Below are 18794 nucleotides of genomic sequence, written 5' to 3'. Positions count from 1 at the left end.
GGACGCACTGTGGCTCTGGCACTCGACGGTGGGAATCCGGTCCGCCGCCACGACTTTCCGGCCTGGCCGTACCACGACGACACCGAACGCGCGGCGCTCCTCCGCGCGGTCGACCAGGGCCAGTGGTGGCGAGTCGGCGGCTCAGAGACCACCTCGTTCGAGGCGGAGTTCGGCGAATACCACGGCGGCACGACGCTCGCCGTCACCAACGGCACCCACGCCCTGGAACTCGGCCTCGAACTGCTGGGCCTGAAGCCGGGCGACGAGGTGATCGTGCCCGCCTTTACGTTCATCTCCACCTCCATCGCGGTACAGCGCGCGGGCGGCGTCCCGGTCCCGGTCGACGTGGACCCCGTGACGTACTGCCTCGACCCGCAGACGCTGGAAGCGGTCCGCACACCACGGACGCGCGTCGTCATCCCCGTGCACATGGCCGGGCACGTCGCCGACATGGACGCCATCGGCGCCTGGGCCGCCCGGCACGACGTCGTCGTCTTCCAGGACGCCGCGCACGCACACGGCGCCGTCTGGTCCGGCCGGCGCATCGGCGACTTCGGCACACTCGCCGCGTTCAGCTTCCAGAACGGCAAGCTGATGACGGCCGGCGAGGGCGGGGCGCTGCTCATGCCGTCGCAGGAGTGGTTCGACGAGGCGTTCGCCCGGCACAGCTGCGGCCGGCCCCTCGGCGACACGCACTACGAGCACCGCACCCCGTCCTCCAACTACCGCATGACGGAGTTCGCCGGGGCTGTCCTGCGCGCCCAGCTCGGACGGCTCGCCGAGCAGAACGCACGCCGCGAGAGCCGCTGGAAGACGCTGTCCGCGGCGCTGCGCGAGATACCCGGCGTGGTCCCGCAGGGCCGCGATCCGCGCTGTGACCTCAACCCGCACTACATGGCCATGGCCGCCCTCGACCCCGCGGCGCACCCCGGGACCGACCGTGACCTGGTGGTCAGGGCGCTGGTCGCCGAGGGCATCCCCGCTTTCGTCAACTACCCGCCGGTCTACCGCACCCAGGCCCACGAGGCGCTGCGCGGCAACGGACTGCCGGACACGGCCGAGCTCGCCGAGCGCAACCCGGTCAGCGAACATCTGGGCGCGCACGGCTTCTGGCTGCACCACCGGGTGCTGCTCGGCACGGACGCCGACTGCGCCGACGTCGCGGAGGCCGTGGCCAAGGTGCTGACCGAGCTGGCGGGGAAGAAGCGTTCCGGTTGATGAGGGTCGCCGTCATCGGGCTGGGCTGGGTGGCCCGCGAGGTATGGCTGCCCCGGCTGGTCAAGCACCCGGACTTCGACGTCGTCGCCGTGGTGGAGCCGCGGCCCGAGGCCGCCGAGCGGGCCGCCGCCCTGATGGGCGGGGCGCGGGTGTACGGCGGCTACGAGGAGCTCGGGCCGCGCGAGGCCGACCTCGTGTTCGTCCTCACCCCCAACCACACGCACGGAGCCCTCGCGGGCCACTTTCTGCGCCAGGGCCTCGCCGTGTTTCTGGAGAAGCCCACCGGCACCGACTTCGGCCACCTGCGGCTCCTCGAAGACGCCGCCCGCGACGGCGGGGGGCGGCTGCTGCTGTCCACCGCCGCCCGCCACCGCGCGGACGTGGGGGAGCTGGCGCGTCTCGTCGCCGACGGGGCGCTCGGCACGCCCCGCCACGCCGAGCTGAGCTGGGTGCGCTCCCGGGGCATTCCCGGCAGCGACTGGTTCGCCCGCCGGGAGACGGCCGGCGGCGGAGTCCTGGTCGACCTGGGCTGGCACGTCATCGATGTCCTGCACCACCTGTGGGGCGCCTCCGGCGTGCGCCACGCCACCGCCCTCGCCTCCAGCGACTTCCTCACCCGCGCGGGCTGGGGCGCGGACTGGCACACCGGCACGGCCGGCCTCCAGAATGCCGACGTGGAGGACCAGCTCACCGCCCTGGTGGCCACCGAGCGATACGGAATGCACCTGCGCTTCGCCTGGGCCTCGCACGAGGCGGTCGACCGCACCCGGCTGGTGCTGCACGGCACCGCGGGCACCGCCGAGCTGACCACCACGTTCGGCTTCAGTCCCCGACGCGTGAGCGAACCGACGCTCACACTCCGACAGGAGGGCGGAGAGCGCCGAGTGCCGCTGCCCCCGGCCGGCGTCGGCGACGAGTACGACCAGCAACTCGACGCGCTGGCCGGCGAACTGGCCCGGCCCGATGCCACGGACCGGGCCCTGCGAGAGGCCCGCGAAGCCCTGGCCGTCGTCGAGGCCTGTTACCGCGCCACGTCCGCCCGCTGGACAGCACCGGAGACGAATTCATGACTGCATCCCTGTCCGAGCCCACGGCGCTGCGCTACGAACCGCTGCGCGGCCTCGCCCTGTGGGGCCAGGAGGAGAAGGCCGCCGCACTGGACGTGCTGGAGAGCCGCTCCCTGTTCCGCTACTACGGCCCCGCGCTGCAGCGCCGCGTCGAGCGGTTCGAGGAGCGGTTCGCCGCCCTGCACCAGGCACCCCACGCGGTCGGCGTGTCCTCCGGCACCGCCGCCCTGACCTGCGCCCTGATCGGCCTGGGGATACCCGAGGGCGGTGAGGTCATCGTGCCGTCGGCCACCTTCATCGGCTGCGTCAACGCCATCGTGGCCGCGCGCGGCATCCCCGTCTTCGCCGACATCGACGACTCGCTCACCCTCGACCCGACGGCGTGGGAGAAGCTCGTGACCGCGCGGACCTTCGCGGTCATGCCCGTCCACCTGAACAACGCCGCCGCCGACATGGACCCCATCCTGGCCGTCGCCCGTGAGCACGGCATCCGGGTCCTGGAGGACGCCGCCCAGGCCTGCGGCGTCAGCTACCGGGGGCGCCCGGTGGGCTCGATCGGTGACGCGGGGGCCTTCAGCTTCCAATTGGAGAAGAACATCACCGCCGGCGAGGGCGGCGCCGTCGTCACGACGGACCCCGACGTCCACGACCGCGTGGTCCGCTACCAGGACCAGGGCGGGCAGTTCACCACCTCACGCAGCGGCGAGCGCGGCGGGGCGGCAGGTGAGGCCTTCCTCGGCGCCAACCTGCGGATGACCGAGATCGCCGGCGCCCTGCTGTCCGTACAGCTGGAACGGCTCGCGCCGATGCTGCGACGGCTGCGCGACATCGCCCGGACCGTCCGCGCGGACCTCGCCGACCTGGAGCTCGAGTGGCGGCGGCTGCCGGACGAGGAGGGCAGCGGCGGCGATCTCACGGTCCTGCTGGACGACCGCATGGCCGCCCGCCGGTTCCTCACCGTGCTCACCGCGGCCGGCATCCCCGCGGCCACGCTCTATTCGGGCCGCCTGGTCCAGCAGAACCCCGCCGTCCGCGCCGGCCGCACCCCCTGGGGCGTCGCCTGGGACGCCACGGCGCGGCTGCGCGCCAGCGAGGCCGTGCTGGGCCGGTCCGTCACGGTCGGACTCGGCGCGACCATGACGGACGAGGACGTCGCCCACCTGGTGGCGAGCATGCGGTCGGCGGCCGAAGCCGTCCGAAAGGGAGCGAACCGTGAGTGACCTCTGGCCGCGGGCCGTCGTCCTGGACCTGGACGGCGTTCTCATCGACAGCATCCACGTGATGCGCAGGGCTTTCCAGCGGGCGTACGACCTCACGGTCGGCGACGGCGAGGCACCCTTCGAGGAGTACCTGACCCACCTCGGGCGGCACATGCCCGACACCCTGGCCATCATGGGCCTGCCCGCCGGGATGTACGACCCGTTCGTCGTCGAGAGCCGCAAGCTGGTCCACGAGATCGAGCCGTGCCCCGGCGCCGCGGAGCTGCTCGCCGGACTGCGCGAGGCCGGCGTTCCGACCGCCGTCGCCACCGGCAAGACCCATGGCCGTGCCGTGGAGGCACTGGCGGCAACCGGCCTGCTGGACCTGGTGGACGCGGTGTGCGGCAGCGACGAGGTGGCGCACGGCAAGCCGGCCCCCGACATCGTCCTGCTCGCCCTGGAGAAGATCGGCGCCGCCGCCGAGGGCGCCGTCATGGTCGGCGACTCCGTGCTGGACCTGCGGGCCGGCCGCGCGGCCGGCACCCGCACGGCCGCGGGACTCTGGGGCCAGGGCGACCGGGAGGAACTGCTCGCCCACCAGCCCGAACTGGTGGCCGGCTCGTGCGCCGAGCTGGCCGCCCTGCTGCACCGCCGTGAAGGGACCCCCGCGTGACCATCGCCCCGACCTCCCGTGACCTGCTGCTGCTCAACGGCCCCAATCTGGGCACGCTCGGCACGCGCGAACCCGGGATCTACGGCACTACCACCCTCGCCGAGGTGGAGGAGTCGGTGGCCAAGCTGCTGGCCCGCGCCGGGTACGGGCTGCGCAGCGAACAACACGACGGCGAGGGCGAGTTGATCCGTGCCCTGCACAAGCACCGGGACACCGCCGCCGCGATCGTCAATCCGGGCGCGCTGATGATCGCCGGCTGGAGCCTGCGCGACGCCCTCGCCGACTACCCGGCGCCCTGGGCCGAGGTGCACATCTCCAACGTCTGGGCCCGCGAGTCCTTCCGGCACAACTCCGTCGTCTCGCCCCTCGCCGTGGGCGTCATCGCGGGCTTCGGCACGCACGGGTACGAACTCGCCGCCGAGGCACTGCTGCGGCGGCTGGAGACGGCGGCGCAGGGTACGGCGAAGTGACCGCCGCGGACCTGTGGGAGGCCTTCTCCCGGGCGGACCTGAACCCGGACGCACTCGCGCTCGGCGACCTGACCCGCCGGGCGGCTGTCGTACGGGTGACCGAGCTGGCCGAACGGCTGCGCGCACAAGGCGTACGGTCCGCGGAACCCGTCGGACTCCAGGGGCCCAACCAGCCGGAATGGGTGCTGGGCCTGCTCGCGCTGACGGCGGTGGGCGCCTGCCCCCTGCTGCTGCCCGCGGACTCCCCACCGGCGGAGACCCGCAGGCTGCTGAGGACCGCCGGGGCGCGCCGGACGCTGGTGACGGACCCGGGCGAGGCGGACCGGACGGTGCTGCGGGCGCAGGACGGCGGCGCGGGCCACGGGCTCGTCGGTGACGGGATCACCGCGGCCGACGCGGACTCGGCTCCGGCCGCCCACGCCCCGGGCACGGTTCTGCTGGTCTCCTCCGGGTCGACCGGGACGCCCAAGCTCGTGGCACGGTCGCCGCGTTCCGTGCTCGACGAGGGCGTGCGCTACCACCACGCCGGACTGGCGCGGCCCGACGACTGCGTACTGCTGCCGCTGCCGCTGAGCCACGCCTACCCCCTCGGCTGGCTGGCCGGCGCGCTGGTGGCCGGGGCGCACGTGGACCCGGTTCCGCCGCGTGCCGTCGGCGCCGTGCACAGCCGGCTGCGCGAGCGGGCGACGGTCCTGGTCACCGTGCCCGGGCTGGCCCGGGTCCTGGTGCGCCGCCGGGCTCTGACCGACGACGCTCCGTTCCCCGCGCTGCGCCGGGTGATGGCCGGCGCCGGATACGTCGACGCCGAGCTGGACGCGCTGTGGACCCGCGCCGTCGGCGTGGGAGTCTCCCGCAACTTCGGCTCCAGCGAGACGGGCTCCGTGCTGTGGGGAGACCCCGGACTGCCGTCGGGAGCCGTCGGCCGTCCGATGCCCGGCGTCCGGGTCGACCTGCTGGACCCCGACGGCACGCCTCTGCCGGGCCAGGGCGCGGTCCAGGGAGAACTCGCCGTCGTCCTGGAGGACGGCTCGGCCCACCGCCTGCACGACCTCGCCGATCGCGATGAGCACGGCGTTCACCGCATCCTGGGCAGAGCCCGGCTCGGAGTGGTCCGGCGGGGGGCCCGCTGGGTCTCCACGATGGAGGTGGAGTCGGTGCTCCGGGCGGCTCCCGGCGTCGCCGACGTCTCGGTCACGGCCACGGGTCCGGACGACTCGGACGATCAGGGGCTCACCGTCGAGTACGTGCCCGCCGACGCCGAACTGGCCGCCCCGTCACGGGTGCAGGCCTACGCCCGCGCCGAACTGGCCGCGTACAAGGTGCCCGACAGCTTCCAACCGCGCTACCGGCTGCGCCGCTCCGCCGTCGGCAAGGCGCAGGCGGCCCCCGTGTACCGCCTCGCGCGCGCCGCCCGCCCCGGTACCACGGCCGACCAGGTCCTGGCGGCGGCCCTCACCGAACTCGGCCTGCCCCCGCGTCTGGCCGACGGCGGCACCGCCGCCGACCTGGCCGGGACGGCGGGGCTGCGCGCGGACATGCTGTCGCCGGTGTTGGACACCGCCTGCGCGCTGGGGCTGCTGGTCACGGACTCCGCCTCGGCGGGTGCGCCGGACGCTTGGGCGTATTCCCCGGACGTCGTGCCGGCCGGCCGGGCGCTGGCCGCCCGGGTGCGCGGCGAAGCGGCGGGCGAGCGCCCGACGCTGCCGGCCGCGCTCGCCGGACCCCCGGCGCCGGAGAAGGCCCTGCGCGGGAGTATCGAGGGGCTGCTGGCCGAGACCGCCGTCGACGGTGCGCTCCTGGAGATCGGCGACGGCGGTGCCCTACCGGCGGCCGACGCCGAGTACGGCGCCTGCGTGGTCCTCGGCGGTGTCCACGGCCCGGCCGCCCGACTCGGCTCACTCGCCGCACTGCTGAGGCCGAAGGGGCTGCTCGTGGTCGCTGACGCCTTCGTCCCCGACCCGCTCGCCCTCACCGGCGACATGAGCCGTACGACGGCCGTCCGCTGGCTCGTCGACGGACACCTCCACTGGTGGACGACGCAGGAGCTGCGGGCAGGGCTGGAGGCCGTGGGGCTGCGGGTGGAGGAGAGCCGTGGTGCCGAGCAGGCGCCGTACGCGATCCTCGTCGCCCGGAAGCCGTCGTGACCGGCACCCGCCCGCGCACGCGTCCCGGCACGGCGGACGGCGTCCTCGCGGTGGACGTCGGAGGCACCAAGCTCGCCCTGCGCGCGGTCGCCGCAGGCGCGGCCGTGTACGAGCGCACCGTTCTGTGGCCCGTCGGCGGTGACGCGGGAGGCGAGTCGGAGCTGCTTGAGGCGTCCGTCGCCGAGGCGGTCGGCGCGCTGGGGGGAGCCCCCGTCCGGATCGGCGTGGCGGCGGCGCCCAATGTCGGCGCCGACGGATCCGTGGTGAGCTGGCCCAATCGGCCCGACTGGGTGGGCCGTTCGCTGAGCGCCCCCTTCGCGGGCAGCGGCGCCGAGGTCCTGTTCGGCGACGACGCGACGCTCGCCGGGCTGGCGGAGGCCCGTTCCACGGGCAGTCGGGACCTGGTCTACCTGGGCATCGGCACGGGCGTCGGTGGCGGGCTGGTCAGCGGTGGCCGACTGCTGACCGGCGCCTGGGGCACGGCGGGCGAGCTGGGCCACCTGGTGGTCGATCCGCAGGGCCCGCGCTGCCGGTGCGGCACACGCGGCTGTCTTCAGGCCGTGGTCTCGGCCGAGGCGCTGGCCGCTCACGCCACCGCGACACGTGGGCTTCCCACGACGACCGCCGAGCTGGTGGCGGGTGTGGACCGCGCCGAACCGTGGGCGGAGCGCACCCTCGACCACGCGGCCGACTCGATCGCCCGCGCGCTACGGGTCCTCGTGGAGCTCGTCCAGCCCGCGCACGTACGCATCGGAGGCGGCCTCGGAGCCGCACTCGCGCCCCTTCCCCGCAGGGTTGCGCGACGCCTGTCCGCGACGGCCCGCCCGGGCCGTCCCCTCCCCGAGGTCGGTCCGGCCGTCCATGGTGCGCATTCCTCCCTCGCCGGCGCCGCCCTGCTCGCCGCCCACGGCACGAGCCTGCTCGGCGGGGCGGACCTGTTCCATGAGGGGAGCCCGTCATGACCCGGCCGACGGTCAGCGTGGTCATCCCGACCCGCGACAAGGCGGACAGCCTGCGGCTCGTCCTGGCGTGCCTGGCCCGTCAGGTGTGCCCGGAGCCCCACGAGATCGTGGTCGTCGACGACGGCTGCACCGACGGCACCGCGGACATCCTGGCGGCGGCCGCCGCACAGCTGCCCCTGCACACCGTGCCGGGACCGCGGGCGGGCCGCGCCGCCGCACGCAACGCCGGGGCGGCCGTGGCGCGCGGCGGTCTGCTGATCTTCCTGGACGACGACATCCTGCTCCCGCCGCCCGCCCTGGCGGCCCATGTCGCCGAGCACACCGGCCTCGAGCCCTCCTGCGTCCACGGACCGGTCCGCGAACTCCCCGCCGCCCGTCGTCTGTTGGCGGCCGCAGGGGACGAACTCCTCCCCGATCCGCACGCGGCGGCGACGAGCGGCCGGTTCGGGCGCACGGTGGCGAACGCCCTGGAAACCCTGGTGACGGGCATGGCCACGGGCGAACTGGAACCGGTGGCACCCTGGTTGACCTGCATCGGAGCCAACACCTCCATGCCGTACGGACTGTGGGAGCGATCCGGAGGCTACGACGAGACGTTCGGGACGACATGGGGGTGCGAGGACCTCGAACTCGGCCTGCGCCTGTGGTCGTCGGGCGCCGGGATGCGCCTCGCCCCCGCCGCACCGGGCGTGCACCTCACCCACGAACGCGCCGACCGCTGGGAACAGCACACGGTGAACCTCACCCGGTTCACCGAGAAGCACCCCGTGCCCGCCGTACGGGCCCTGCCGGAGCTGCTCGGTCCCTCGGGAAGCTGCCGCCGGTACGTCACGGCCGTACGGACTTCGGAAGAGAGCGCCCGCCCATGAACCACCAAGTCGGCACCCGTCCTCCCTCGGGCGGGCTCGCCCCGCTGCCGCTGTTCTCCCGCCAGGACTGGTGCTGGGAGTGGACCCGCAGCTACACAGGTGACTCCACGCCGATCGAGTCGTCCGAGACCCTGCTGTTCCAGGGGCCGCTCGACACGGGAGCACTGCGGGACACGCTGGCCGAGATCGGTACCCGGCACGAGGCGCTGCGCCTGCACCTCGTGGCAGGCGCCGGGCCGGACCCGTCCGCGGTCTGGCCCGGACAGGGGCTGCGGCCCGAGCCGGGGCCGCTGGACACCGTACGGGCCGCACCGCGGGACCGTGCGGCGGAGGTGACGCGGGTCCTCTCACGGCCTCTCGACCTGACGGACCGTATGACGCGCACGACCCTGGTGCGCACGGCAGAGGAGGAGCACGTCCTCGTCGCGCAGTTCCACCATCTGATCTTCGACAGCGCGTCCCACCGCCTCTTCCGGGACCTGCTGGCCCACGGCTACCGCGAGCGCGTCGCACCGGACCATGGCTCCGCCAGGCGCCCCGGCGAGCCCGCCAGTTACACCGGCCTGATCAGCCGGGAGCTGGTACCCGAGGTGCGCTCCTCGGTGCGCGGGCGGGCAGCCGCCCTCGCCGGGGAGCTGCGGGCCTACGGGGCGGCGGATCCGCTGGCGGGCGACGCCGGGGCGGTCGTCGCCGAGGCGGAGTTCGGTTCCCTGCCGCTGGCGCTCACGGCCGAGCGGACCCGGCTGTTGCTGCGGCGCTCGCGCGCCGAGCGCGTCACGCTCCACACCGTCCTGCTGGCTGCCCTCGGTCACGCCGTCGCCACGGCGTACGAGCGGGACCGCCTGGTGTGCTCCGTGTACACGCACGGGCGGACCTCCGCGAGCGCCCGCGAGACGCTCGGCCTGTTCAGTACCGTGGTCCCGGTGCCGGTCGACACGGAGCACCGGTCCCTGCCGGAGTTCCTCAAGGCCGTCCACGGCAGCGTCCGGCGGGCCTCGGACTCCGCCGACCTGCCCTTCAGCGAGATCGCCTCCCGCGTCCTGGACCGCCCGCCGGGCGACGGGGCCTACTACCGCAGCGCTCTGACCCACCTGGAACTGCGGCTGAGCGGGGTCACCGGCTGGCTGCCGGAGGAGCCGAACCCGGTTTCGGCGTTGCCGTCCGGGCTAGCCGTGACCCCGCAGGATCTGTATCCCGAGCACCCGCTCCCGGTCTTCGCCGGCCCCGAGCAGGCGCTGGCGTGCGCCAGCACCCTCTTCGCCGACCTGGAGATGGTCGACGGGGCACTCACCGGCTCTCTGTGGTACGAGAAGCACTATCACGACGCCACAAGGGTGGCACGGGTGGGCGAGATATTCCTGCACTTCATAGAGCGATTGAGCGAGGACGGCGTTTAGTGATGTGCCGTCAGAAACCGTGGTCGTGATCCACGTTGAAGAGATCTGACGGATATCCGGGACCGACACGGCTTTGTGGCAAGTCTTATTGACGGGAGATCACTTCGCCTGGAAGCATTCCCCTGCCACCGGCCGGTGGCAGGGGAACTCTCCTGCGAAGATGGGAAGTCGACATGATCAAGGTCAACTCTGTAAGCCTCGCTCTCATCAATCTCGAGCAGCTCCGCCGTCAGGCCGCGGCCGAGGCGAAGTAGGACCACCGACAGGTGCCGTACGGGAGTCATGACTTCCCGTACGGCACTCGTCGCATCTTCGGGCGAGGGAGCGCATGGACCGGGCGAGTGGATGTGCGTACACCATGGAATTGAGCCGTCAGCAACAACGGCTCTGGGAAGTGGAATGCGTGGTTCGAGGAAGTGCGCTGCTGCACACCGGCATTGCGCTGCGCCTCGACGGAATGCTCGACGAGAAAAGGCTTTCCCACGCCGTGACGTCCGTATTTCGGCGACATGAACTGCTCAACACGGGCTTCCACGCGGACGGCGAGACGCTGACCCTCGGCCCGGCCACGCACCACGAGCCGCGCGTCCTGCACCTCCCGCACCTGGCTGCCGACCAGGCCGGGCACCTCGCCGAGGTACGCCGAGCGGCGGCCGCGGCCCATGCGGAGGTCTTTCCCCTTGCCGGCGAGCCCTTGGCACGCGCCCATCTGACGCTTCTCGGCGACGGCAGCGGCGTCCTGCTCCTCACCTTCCACCGGCTCGTGATGGACCTGTTCTCCCTGCACCAAGTGGTGACGGACCTTCAGGAGGCGTACCGGCGCGGGCCGGACGAGCCACTCGCGCCGGCGGACCGGTACTCCGCACTCCTGGCGGCACGCGAGCACCGCAGGTCCGCCGACTGGGAGTTCTGGCGTACGGAGCTGTCCGGCTTCCCCACGCCGTGGATCGGCGAACGGCGGCCGGAGCCGGGCTGGCTGCCCGACGGCGCCGAACTGCGCGTTCCCCTCGACCCCGCCCTGTCCGGCCTGATCCAGGCGAACGCCCGCGCCGCGCGCTGCACGCCCACGGTGTACGTCACCGCCGTAGCGGCCCAACGGGTGCTGGAACGCTCCGGGGCCGCCGACCTGGTCCTCGGCACCATGTCCGCGAACCGCATGGACTCCGACGCGGTGGGCCCGCTCGCCCAGGCGGTCCTCGTCCGCGTCGGCCCCTCGGCCCCGCGCGGCGACCAGGGTGTGCTCGCCCAGGTGCGGCGCGGGCTGCGCGAGGGAATGGCGCACCAGGGAGTGGAGTTCGAGGAGATCGTCGATCTGCTCACGGACGGGATGGGCGTCGCGCGCGACGACCTGGCCCCGCTGAGCGTGAGCGTGACAGCGGACTCCTGGCAGAGTTCCGTGGCCGGGCTCGCCTTCACCCTCTTCGACCTGGATGACGACCAGGCCGATGGGGAGAGCGAGGGCACCGCCGGGCCGGTGGTCCGCCCGTCCCAGCTGGACCTTGAGTTCAACCTGTCGGGACCACAGCCGCAGTTGGTCCTCACCTACGACCGCCGGTGCTTCGGCGCGCAGTGGTGCGAACGGTTCGCGGCCGACCTGCTGACCGACCTGGAGGCCGGCGGCGGCTGATCCGACCCCCGGCCCGGCCGGCCACCGTCACTCGGTCAGGCCGACCCGCCACGTGTGCGGTCGATCGACTCCAGCCCCAGCCGTCGTACGTCCCCGAAGCGCGCCTCGTCGAGCAGCGCGGTCATCAGCGTGACGTCCAAGTCCTCGACGTCCGGAGCGGACTCGGCGGCCTGCGAGGCGATCCGGGCCGCGTCGATCGAGGTGCCTCCGGCGTCGTAGAAGTCCGAGTCCTCCTCCGGGAGGGAGCCGAGCACAGCGTGCCATGCCTGCGCGAGGGCCGCCGCGAGACCGTCAAGTCCCTTCGGATCCTGCCGCGTTGCCGAGGTGTCCACATCCGCCATGGCAGGAACATAACGCACCGCGCTCACCCCCATCCGGAGTTTTACAGTTGTGTGGCATGACCGCTCTGACGAGGGGCTATGCCCTGCGCCGAGGGTAGCGTCGACAGCGTTACGGCGTCTTCTTCAAGGCAGGTCATGACGGCGACATCCCATGAGCCGGATCAAGGACTTCCCCTCTCCTCGCGTCAGGAGTGGTGCTGGGAGTGGGAGAGGTGTTACGACGAGCTCTACCCCAAGGCCGTCTCCCTCGACTGCTCGACCACCCTCCGCATGCGAGGCGCCCTGGACGTCGGCGCGTTACGCGACGCGCTCGCCGAAGTCGCGCTGCGTCATGACGCGTTGCGGCTGCGGCTGCTCGACACCGGGACGCCGATCGAGCAGATGGTCCGACCGCGGCAGGCACTGCGTCCGGAGCCGTTCCCCCTGGAGACCATGGACCTGGGCGACGCACTGCGCCGACGGGAACTGCACGAGATCCTCCTCGACCTGACCACACGGCCCTTCGAGGTCACCGACTGGCTGTCCCGGGCCACCCTGCTGCGGCTGGCCGCCGACGACCACGTCCTGCTGACCAGTTTCCACCACCTGGTCTTCGACGAGCCGAGCCATCAGGTCTATCTTCGCGACCTCGCCGACCTCTACAACCGCCGCGTGGCCGCGCCCGTCGCCGACGGAGGCCGAACACCCTTCTCCTACGTGGACTTCGTGCGCACCGAGAACACACCTCGAGCCCGCCTCGACACCGCGTCCCGGATGGCGGGCTGGGCGGACCGGCTGCGCGCCCACGGCTCCGGGGACCTCCTGCCGGGCCGGGCCGACGGGTTCCTCCCGCTCCAGCACCACTACGAAAGCGTCCCCCTGGACCTGTCGGCCGAAGAGTCCCGGCGGCTGCTGCGCGCGGCCCGCGCCGAGCGTGTCTCCCTGTACGCGCTGCTCGCTGCGGCGCTGGCCCGGACACTGGGCGGCTTCTACGGCCGTGAGCGGCTGATCCTCTCCACGCCCTCGCACGGCCGCGTGCGCCCCGAGACCCGCTCCGCCCTGGGCCTGTTCTCCAACATGATCCAGGTGCCGGTGGACCTGGGGCAGAGCCCACCGAGCGGACTGTTCCGGCAGGTCGACGGCGTCCTCAGGGACGCCTCGGCGGTCGTCGATCTGCCGTTCGGCCGGCTCGCCGAGGCCGTCCTGGGCCGCCAGGGCGACGCGGCCTTCTACCGCCACGCCCTGGCACACGCGGAGTTGCGCCTGTACGGGGTGACCGGCTGGATCGTCGACCGACGGGAACACGAGATACCGATGCACGGACTGCGCACCAGCCTCGCCCCCTACTACCAGGATTTCTCCCGGCTCACATACGCGACACCGCAGTCCTCGCTGGCCGCCGCGGCCACTCTCTCGGTCAGCCTCACCATGGAGGCGGGCGGGCTGACCGGCGCGCTGCGCTACGAGACGACGTATCACGGACGCCGTACGGCCGAGGCACTGGCGAACGGCTTCCGGGGACGTCTGACGGACCTGGCGCGGGTCGGGGCCCGAAGGCCGTGAATCCGGTCAGGTCCGGGTCGGGTCAGGGGAGCGCCGTGCGGGGGACTCCCGGCCCGGTCCCTCCGCGAGGACCTCGTACCGGCGCCACTCCTCCACCGTGGCGGGCGCGTCGGGACCCGACCCGCAGACGACGTACCGGTGCGGGGTCATGACGAATCGGTGCCCGGGCAGGGCGACGGGGACCGGTTCGGTTTCGTGTCGTTGCATCGGCCGGCCGGCTCCTCGGTCGCTCGGGTCGTACAGGACAGCTGCCGGGGTTCGGTCGCGTCGCGCCAACTGCCTTATCGGAGACGGCCGGAAGACAGTGCTGTGAAGATTCCCGAGGACCGGTGATCACCCGATCGAACTCACATATTCTGTCCGGCGTCGCGTTCGGATACACAGGGCACTGCGTGGCGCGGTCGCGCCGGGCAGGCCGAGAGAGGAGCGGACGGGTGAGTCACGCACGCGGTCCGGAAACGGACCCGACGGGGGACATGCGATGACCAACGGTCTGGCGGCTCGACTACCTCTGGACCTACTGCGCGAGCGGAACCTGCGACGGCTGTTCTGCGCGCAGGCCGCCTCGGTCCTGGGCAGCAGCATGATGCCCATCGCGCTGTCCTTCGCCGTGCTGGAGCACGGCGGCGGGGCGAGCGGGGTCGGCCTGGTGCTGGGCGCGCAGACCGCGCCCCTGATCGTGTTCCTGCTGGCGGGCGGTGTGCTGGCGGACCGGTGGGGCCGTCGGGTCACCATGATCGGCAGCGACCTCACCCGCGCGGCCATCGAAATCGCCGTCGTGGTCATCCTGTTGACCGTCGGCATGCCGCTGGGCGGCTTCGTCGCCTTCGCCGCGGCGCTCTCCGTGGCAGCCGCGTTCTTCCACCCCGCCTTCCACGGGTTCGTCCCCGAGGTCGTCTCCGGCAAACGCCTCCAGGAGGCCAACGCCCTCGGCTCCACGTTCAATTCGATCGGCTCGCTGCTGGGACCCGCCGTCGCCGGCGCGCTGGTGGCCTGGACCGAGCCGGCCTGGGTCATCGCCATCGACGCGGCCACCTTCCTGGCCAGCGCGCTCTTCCTGGCCGGAGTGCGCACCTCGTCGTCCGCCACGAAGTCCGGCCGCGAGGACGAGAGCTTCTTCCAGCAACTGCGGCACGGGTGGCGGGAGTTCAGCTCACGTACCTGGCTGTGGTCGCTGCTCGCCTACACGTCGCTGGCGTCCACCTTCGTCCTGGGGCCCGTGATGGTGCTGGGCATCGCCTTCGTCGGCGGCAAGGAGAACGGTGCCGCCCAATGGGGCACGGTCATGGCCGCGCAGGGAGTCGGCTCACTCCTCGGCGGATTCGCGGGAATGCGGGTGCGCTTCCGCAGGCCACTGCTGGCGTCCGTCTTCTGCACCTTCGGCCTGGGAGCCTTCGCCGGTCTCCTCGCCGTGCGCGCGCCCGTCTACGTCCTGGTCCTGGGCTCGCTGCTGTCCGGCGCGGGATTCGCGCTGCTGCACATCCTCTGGACGAGCAGCCTGCAGGCCGATGTGCCGGCCGATGCGATGTCCCGCGTCAGCGCGTACGACGGTGTGGCGACCGTGCTCTCCATGACCGTGGGCTACTGGTGGGCGGCCCCGACCGCGGACCGGGTCGGAGCAGCGCCGTTGCTCTGGTTCGGCGTGGTGTGGACCGTGGCGAGCGCCGCCGTGATGATCACGCTGCCGCAGATCCGCCGGTCCGCGTCGGCAACGGAGAAGGACGAGGACGGCGGGATCACCCCGGAGGCTCGGGAACCCTCCGCGACGCGTTGAGAGGTGTGAGAGGCGATCGGGATCGTCGGATTCGTCTCGGCCGCCTCGGGGGAGTGGGCCGCCGCGGCCCTCCGGCGTGAGCGGCATCGCTCCGCCGTGCGATCCCCGATGTCTTCGCCGTGGTCTCCCGACGTGGCATGTCCTCGGGCGGGAGCCGTCCGACGCCAAGGAACGAAAGGGAAGTCGATGCCTCATCCCGCTCTTTCGATCATCACCGGAGACGTGAGCCCCGTTCCGGGCGATGTGTACGCCATGTTCCGCGCGCAGGCCGAACGCCATCCTGCGCGGACAGCGGTCCGGCAGGGCGTCGAGGCGCGCACCTATCGCGAACTGCGCGCTGGCGCAGAGCGGTTGGCCGGCCGGCTGTACCGTCGAGGGGTAGGACCCGGTACGCCGGTCGCTGTGTACATGGAGCGTGGCGTCCACGCGGTGGTTGCCCTGCTGGCCGTCCTGCGGCTCGGAGCCACGTATGTGCCGCTCGACGTTCACCACCCGCTGGAGCGTTCCCGGGCCGCCCTGTGTGCCGCCGACGCGACCTGCGTACTCGCTTGCGGGGATGCGCCGTTCGAAGAGGCCGAAGCCGTCGATGTGCTCCGTCCCGAACCGGGGGAGGAGGTCCCCGCCGGCGCACCGTTGCCCGTCCCCGACGATCCGGCCTACATCCTGTTCACGTCGGGGTCGACCGGCGTGCCCAAGGGGGCCCGGCTTCCCTACCGTGCTCTGTCGAACCTGGTCTCCTGGCTGCGTCGCAAGGCGAGTGTGGGCGTGGGGGACCGAACGGTCCAGTTCTCCCGGGTGAGCTTCGACGTGTTTCTCACGGAGGTGCTCGGCACTCTGACCACCGGCGGTGAGCTGCTCGTGCTCGACGAGTCCCGCCGGGCGGACGTCGAATACCTCCTGCGATTCTGCGAGGACCGGCAGGCACAGCGGTTACACCTGCCGTTCGCTGCGCTCCGTCCCTTCGCCGAGTGGGCGGAGTACAAGAGGGCCTCGCTGCCGAGTCTCGTGGAGATATCCACGGCCGGTGAACAGCCTTATGTCACCACCGCGTTGGAGCGACTCCTGAGCGCCGGCGGGCGGTCGATCCGGCTCACGAACCAGTACGGACCCACGGAGACCCACGTGGTCACGGAGGCGATCCTCACCGGCGATCCGGCCGGCTGGCCGCGTACGCCGACCGCCGGAGTCGCCCTTCACAACACCGTCGTCGCCCTGCTGGACCCCGCGGGCGCCGTCGTACCGCTGGGTGACGAGGGCGAGGTGAGCGTCGTCGGAGCGCCGGTGGGGCTCGGGTATCTGGGGCCGGTGCCCGCAGCGCCGGGGGCGGGTTTCGGCCCTGTCGAAGCGCTGGGTGGACGCTGGGGCTACCGCACTGGCGATCTGGGCCGGATCGAGGGCGGCGAACTGGTCCTGCGCGGTCGGATCGACGACCAGGTGAAGATCAGCGGCCACCGCGTGGAGCCCGGCGAGATCGAGATCCTCGCCGACCGTGCCGCGAGCCTCGCCGAAGTCGCCGCCGTGGCCGTGGACACGCCCGGCGGTACGCGGACCATGGCGCTCTTCGTGGTACCGGCGCCCGGCGCCACCGTGGACCCGAACGCTCTGCGCGGCGCACTCGCCCGCCACCTGCCGGAGGCCGTGGTACCCAGCCGTGTCGTCCTGTGCGATGCGCTGCCCCGCACCAGCACGGGCAAGATCGACCGCAGAAGCCTGGCCGAACGCCCCGCCGACCGGGCCGTCCCGGTCGTCCTGTCGGCCCCGGAGCCCGAACTGCCCGCTGACGAAGCGCGGATCGCGGGTCGCCTGGCCGCGGTGCTGGGCCTGGATCGGGCTCTGGCGACGGATTCCCTGCTCTCCCTGGGCGGCAGCTCGTTGCAGGCGATGACCCTGATGACCGAGCTGGCGGCCGAGTTCGGCAGCACGCCCTCGATGGACCGGCTGCTGGGCGGCGCGACCGTCTCCGATCTGGCCGGGCAGCTGCGGGCGGGCGGTTGGGAGGAGTCCGACGAGCACCGCCCGCCGCACGAGGCGACCCACTCCGTCCCGCCCGTCCCGTCCGTCCCAGCGGAGCCCGCCGTCCCGCCCGTCCCAGCCGACCCCAGTGTCCTGGGCGTCCCCGCCGTCCCCTCCGTGTCCGCCGGGGCGTCCGGGAAGAAACCGACGCCGTTGCTCCCCGCGTCGATCGTGCAGTCCGAGATCTGGCTGGCCGGCCGGCTCGGCGACCCGACGGCGTACACCGTCACGATCGCCCTCGACATCGCCGGCAGGCTGGACCGCGCACGCCTGCGCCACGCCCTGCGGCGCACCATCGCCCGGCATCCGGCTCTGCGTTCACTCCTGAAGCGCAAGCGCGACCGTATCTTCGTCCACCGTCCGCAGGACTGGCTCACCCCGTTCGAGTACGAAGTCGTCGGCGGGGCGGAGACGCGGACCGCCGCGGAAACAAGTGAAAGAGCCTTCGCCGACCGGCCGTTCGACGTGGGAACGGATCTGCCGATCCGCGCGGCCCTGCTGCGCGGCCCGAGCCAGGACCGGTTGGTGGTCGCCTTCCACCAGCACGCGGTGGACGCCGCGGGCATACAGACGGTCATCGACGATCTGGCCCACTGGTACCGCACCCCGGACGGCGCCCGGGAAGGAGCGACGGACGAGGCTCCGGACGCAGGGACACCCGGTCCGGGCCCGGCGGACGCCGCCACACTGGCGTACTGGAGATCGGCCCTCGCGCGTGTCACCCCGGCCCATACGACCTGGCTGCGGCGCGAGGGCGGCTCTCCCTCCGGCCGGCCGGTCCACCGGCGCCTGGAGCTTCCGTACGAGCTGCTGCACCCGCACCGGAGCGCACCCACGAACGGCACGGTCACCCGGTTCGCGAGGATCATCGGTACCTTCGCGCATGCCGCGCACGCTGTCGGAGCGCCCGAGGAGTTCCTCACCGGTGTCGTGACTACGCGCCGCGTCCCAGGAGCCTCTCCCGCCGTGGGCTGCCACTTGGGCCTCCTGCCGATCCTGCTGCGGCCGGCTGCCGGGCTCTCCGACACGGTGACCGCCGTACACGCCGCCATGGCGGCGGCGCTGTCCCACCGGCAGATCTCCTCTGGCGAGCTGTCCTCCCTCCTGCCGAAGGGCCCGGTCCTCACCACGACGTTCGGACTCGACGACGCGGAGCAACGAGAGGTCGACTTCGCGGGCACCCGTGCAACGACCCGCTACGTACCCGCGCGTTCTCTCCAGTTCCCCTTCGCTCTCACCCCGTGGACGAGCCCGCTGGGGACCGCGGGGCTGGACGCGGTGTTCGACGACGGCCTCTACCTGCCGCACACCGTCGACACCCTGTTCAAGGAATGGACCCGCCTCCTGGGCCACTCCGCACAACGGATCTGACCGCATGTCGGAGTGGTCGGTCGGCAAACGCGTCACTGCCCGCATCCCTCCGCCCGACGCCGCGGTAGCGACACCACGGCCCGCAGTCCTCCCCTCAGCCGCCTGGACGGAAGGTGTGGCGTGCTCG

General features: G+C 72.7%; 15 protein-coding genes. 13 read left to right on the top strand and 2 right to left on the bottom strand.

The window, feature by feature from the left end; all coding sequences use genetic code 11:
- The first annotated feature begins 9 nt into the window (after nt 1-9).
- The 10 genes from QF030_RS03745 (at nt 10) to QF030_RS03700 (ending at nt 11626) form a co-directional block, all read left to right on the top strand.
- Nucleotides 10-1218 carry a DegT/DnrJ/EryC1/StrS family aminotransferase gene (locus QF030_RS03745; RefSeq protein ID WP_307161203.1) on the top strand — a complete coding sequence of 403 codons (1209 nt, stop codon included), beginning with the start codon at nt 10-12 and terminating at the stop codon, nt 1216-1218.
- Nucleotides 1218-2288, top strand: coding sequence for a Gfo/Idh/MocA family protein (locus QF030_RS03740; protein WP_307161202.1), 1071 nt, complete (start codon nt 1218-1220; stop codon nt 2286-2288). Before QF030_RS03745 ends, QF030_RS03740 begins: the two co-directional genes overlap by 1 nt.
- Nucleotides 2285-3505 carry a DegT/DnrJ/EryC1/StrS family aminotransferase gene (locus QF030_RS03735; RefSeq protein ID WP_307161201.1) on the top strand — a complete coding sequence of 407 codons (1221 nt, stop codon included), beginning with the start codon at nt 2285-2287 and terminating at the stop codon, nt 3503-3505. Before QF030_RS03740 ends, QF030_RS03735 begins: the two co-directional genes overlap by 4 nt.
- Complete coding sequence (locus QF030_RS03730; RefSeq protein ID WP_307161200.1) at nt 3498-4157, top strand: HAD-IA family hydrolase; 660 nt, start codon at nt 3498-3500, stop codon at nt 4155-4157. The genes QF030_RS03735 and QF030_RS03730 overlap by 8 nt, the downstream gene beginning before the upstream one ends.
- Nucleotides 4154-4627 carry a type II 3-dehydroquinate dehydratase gene (locus QF030_RS03725; RefSeq protein WP_307161199.1) on the top strand — a complete coding sequence of 158 codons (474 nt, stop codon included), beginning with the start codon at nt 4154-4156 and terminating at the stop codon, nt 4625-4627. The genes QF030_RS03730 and QF030_RS03725 overlap by 4 nt, the downstream gene beginning before the upstream one ends.
- Nucleotides 4624-6771: an AMP-binding protein gene (locus QF030_RS03720; protein ID WP_307161198.1), complete on the top strand. Its 2148-nt coding sequence runs from the start codon at nt 4624-4626 to the stop codon at nt 6769-6771. The genes QF030_RS03725 and QF030_RS03720 overlap by 4 nt, the downstream gene beginning before the upstream one ends.
- Entirely contained in the window at nt 6768-7733 is a 966-nt protein-coding gene (locus tag QF030_RS03715; protein ID WP_307161197.1) for an ROK family protein, read from the top strand. Before QF030_RS03720 ends, QF030_RS03715 begins: the two co-directional genes overlap by 4 nt.
- Nucleotides 7730-8602, top strand: a complete 873-nt coding sequence (locus QF030_RS03710) for a glycosyltransferase family 2 protein (RefSeq protein WP_307161196.1) — start codon at nt 7730-7732, stop codon at nt 8600-8602. Before QF030_RS03715 ends, QF030_RS03710 begins: the two co-directional genes overlap by 4 nt.
- Nucleotides 8599-9999, top strand: coding sequence for a condensation domain-containing protein (locus QF030_RS03705; RefSeq protein WP_307161195.1), 1401 nt, complete (start codon nt 8599-8601; stop codon nt 9997-9999). The genes QF030_RS03710 and QF030_RS03705 overlap by 4 nt, the downstream gene beginning before the upstream one ends.
- A 328-nt stretch (nt 10000-10327) precedes the next feature.
- Nucleotides 10328-11626: a condensation domain-containing protein gene (locus QF030_RS03700; RefSeq protein WP_307161194.1), complete on the top strand. Its 1299-nt coding sequence runs from the start codon at nt 10328-10330 to the stop codon at nt 11624-11626.
- A gap of 35 nt (nt 11627-11661) precedes the next feature.
- Here QF030_RS03700 and QF030_RS03695 read toward each other — a convergent pair whose 3' ends face one another.
- Nucleotides 11662-11967 carry a phosphopantetheine-binding protein gene (locus QF030_RS03695; RefSeq protein ID WP_307161193.1) on the bottom strand — a complete coding sequence of 102 codons (306 nt, stop codon included), beginning with the start codon at nt 11965-11967 and terminating at the stop codon, nt 11662-11664.
- A 135-nt stretch (nt 11968-12102) separates the two neighbouring features.
- On the opposite strand from QF030_RS03695, the gene QF030_RS03690 reads away from it, so the two are divergent.
- Nucleotides 12103-13509, top strand: a complete 1407-nt coding sequence (locus QF030_RS03690) for a condensation domain-containing protein (RefSeq protein ID WP_307161192.1) — start codon at nt 12103-12105, stop codon at nt 13507-13509.
- A gap of 6 nt (nt 13510-13515) precedes the next feature.
- Here QF030_RS03690 and QF030_RS03685 read toward each other — a convergent pair whose 3' ends face one another.
- A complete protein-coding gene (locus QF030_RS03685; protein ID WP_307161191.1) occupies nt 13516-13716 on the bottom strand; it encodes a hypothetical protein in 201 nt (66 codons plus the stop codon).
- Nucleotides 13717-13990: 274 nt separating this feature from the next.
- Here QF030_RS03685 and QF030_RS03680 point away from each other — a divergent pair, with 274 nt between their 5' ends.
- Complete coding sequence (locus QF030_RS03680) at nt 13991-15283, top strand: MFS transporter (protein WP_307161190.1); 1293 nt, start codon at nt 13991-13993, stop codon at nt 15281-15283.
- A 108-nt stretch (nt 15284-15391) separates the two neighbouring features.
- Nucleotides 15392-18667, top strand: coding sequence for an AMP-binding protein (locus QF030_RS03675; RefSeq protein WP_307161189.1), 3276 nt, complete (start codon nt 15392-15394; stop codon nt 18665-18667).
- The last annotated feature ends 127 nt before the right edge of the window (nt 18668-18794 follow it).

This window comes from Streptomyces rishiriensis (assembly GCF_030815485.1).
In the GTDB taxonomy this organism is placed as follows: Bacteria; Actinomycetota; Actinomycetes; order Streptomycetales; family Streptomycetaceae; genus Streptomyces; species Streptomyces rishiriensis_A.
Note: the sequence above shows the minus strand (reverse complement) of the source record. Positions and strands in the feature narration are given on the sequence as shown.

Bases quoted from the DNA above. Each gene is read 5' to 3' on its own strand.
- QF030_RS03690 (WP_307161192.1), top strand. From the start codon at position 12,103: ATGACGGCGACATCCCATGAGCCGGATCAAGGACTTCCCCTCTCCTCG.
- QF030_RS03710 (WP_307161196.1), top strand. From the start codon at position 7,730: ATGACCCGGCCGACGGTCAGCGTGGTCATCCCGACCCGCGACAAGGCG.
- QF030_RS03685 (WP_307161191.1), bottom strand. From the start codon at position 13,716: ATGCAACGACACGAAACCGAACCGGTCCCCGTCGCCCTGCCCGGGCAC.
- QF030_RS03735 (WP_307161201.1), top strand. From the start codon at position 2,285: ATGACTGCATCCCTGTCCGAGCCCACGGCGCTGCGCTACGAACCGCTG.
- QF030_RS03705 (WP_307161195.1), top strand. From the start codon at position 8,599: ATGAACCACCAAGTCGGCACCCGTCCTCCCTCGGGCGGGCTCGCCCCG.
- QF030_RS03740 (WP_307161202.1), top strand. From the start codon at position 1,218: ATGAGGGTCGCCGTCATCGGGCTGGGCTGGGTGGCCCGCGAGGTATGG.
- QF030_RS03700 (WP_307161194.1), top strand. From the start codon at position 10,328: ATGGACCGGGCGAGTGGATGTGCGTACACCATGGAATTGAGCCGTCAG.
- QF030_RS03680 (WP_307161190.1), top strand. From the start codon at position 13,991: ATGACCAACGGTCTGGCGGCTCGACTACCTCTGGACCTACTGCGCGAG.
- QF030_RS03695 (WP_307161193.1), bottom strand. From the start codon at position 11,967: ATGGCGGATGTGGACACCTCGGCAACGCGGCAGGATCCGAAGGGACTT.
- QF030_RS03675 (WP_307161189.1), top strand. From the start codon at position 15,392: ATGTCTTCGCCGTGGTCTCCCGACGTGGCATGTCCTCGGGCGGGAGCC.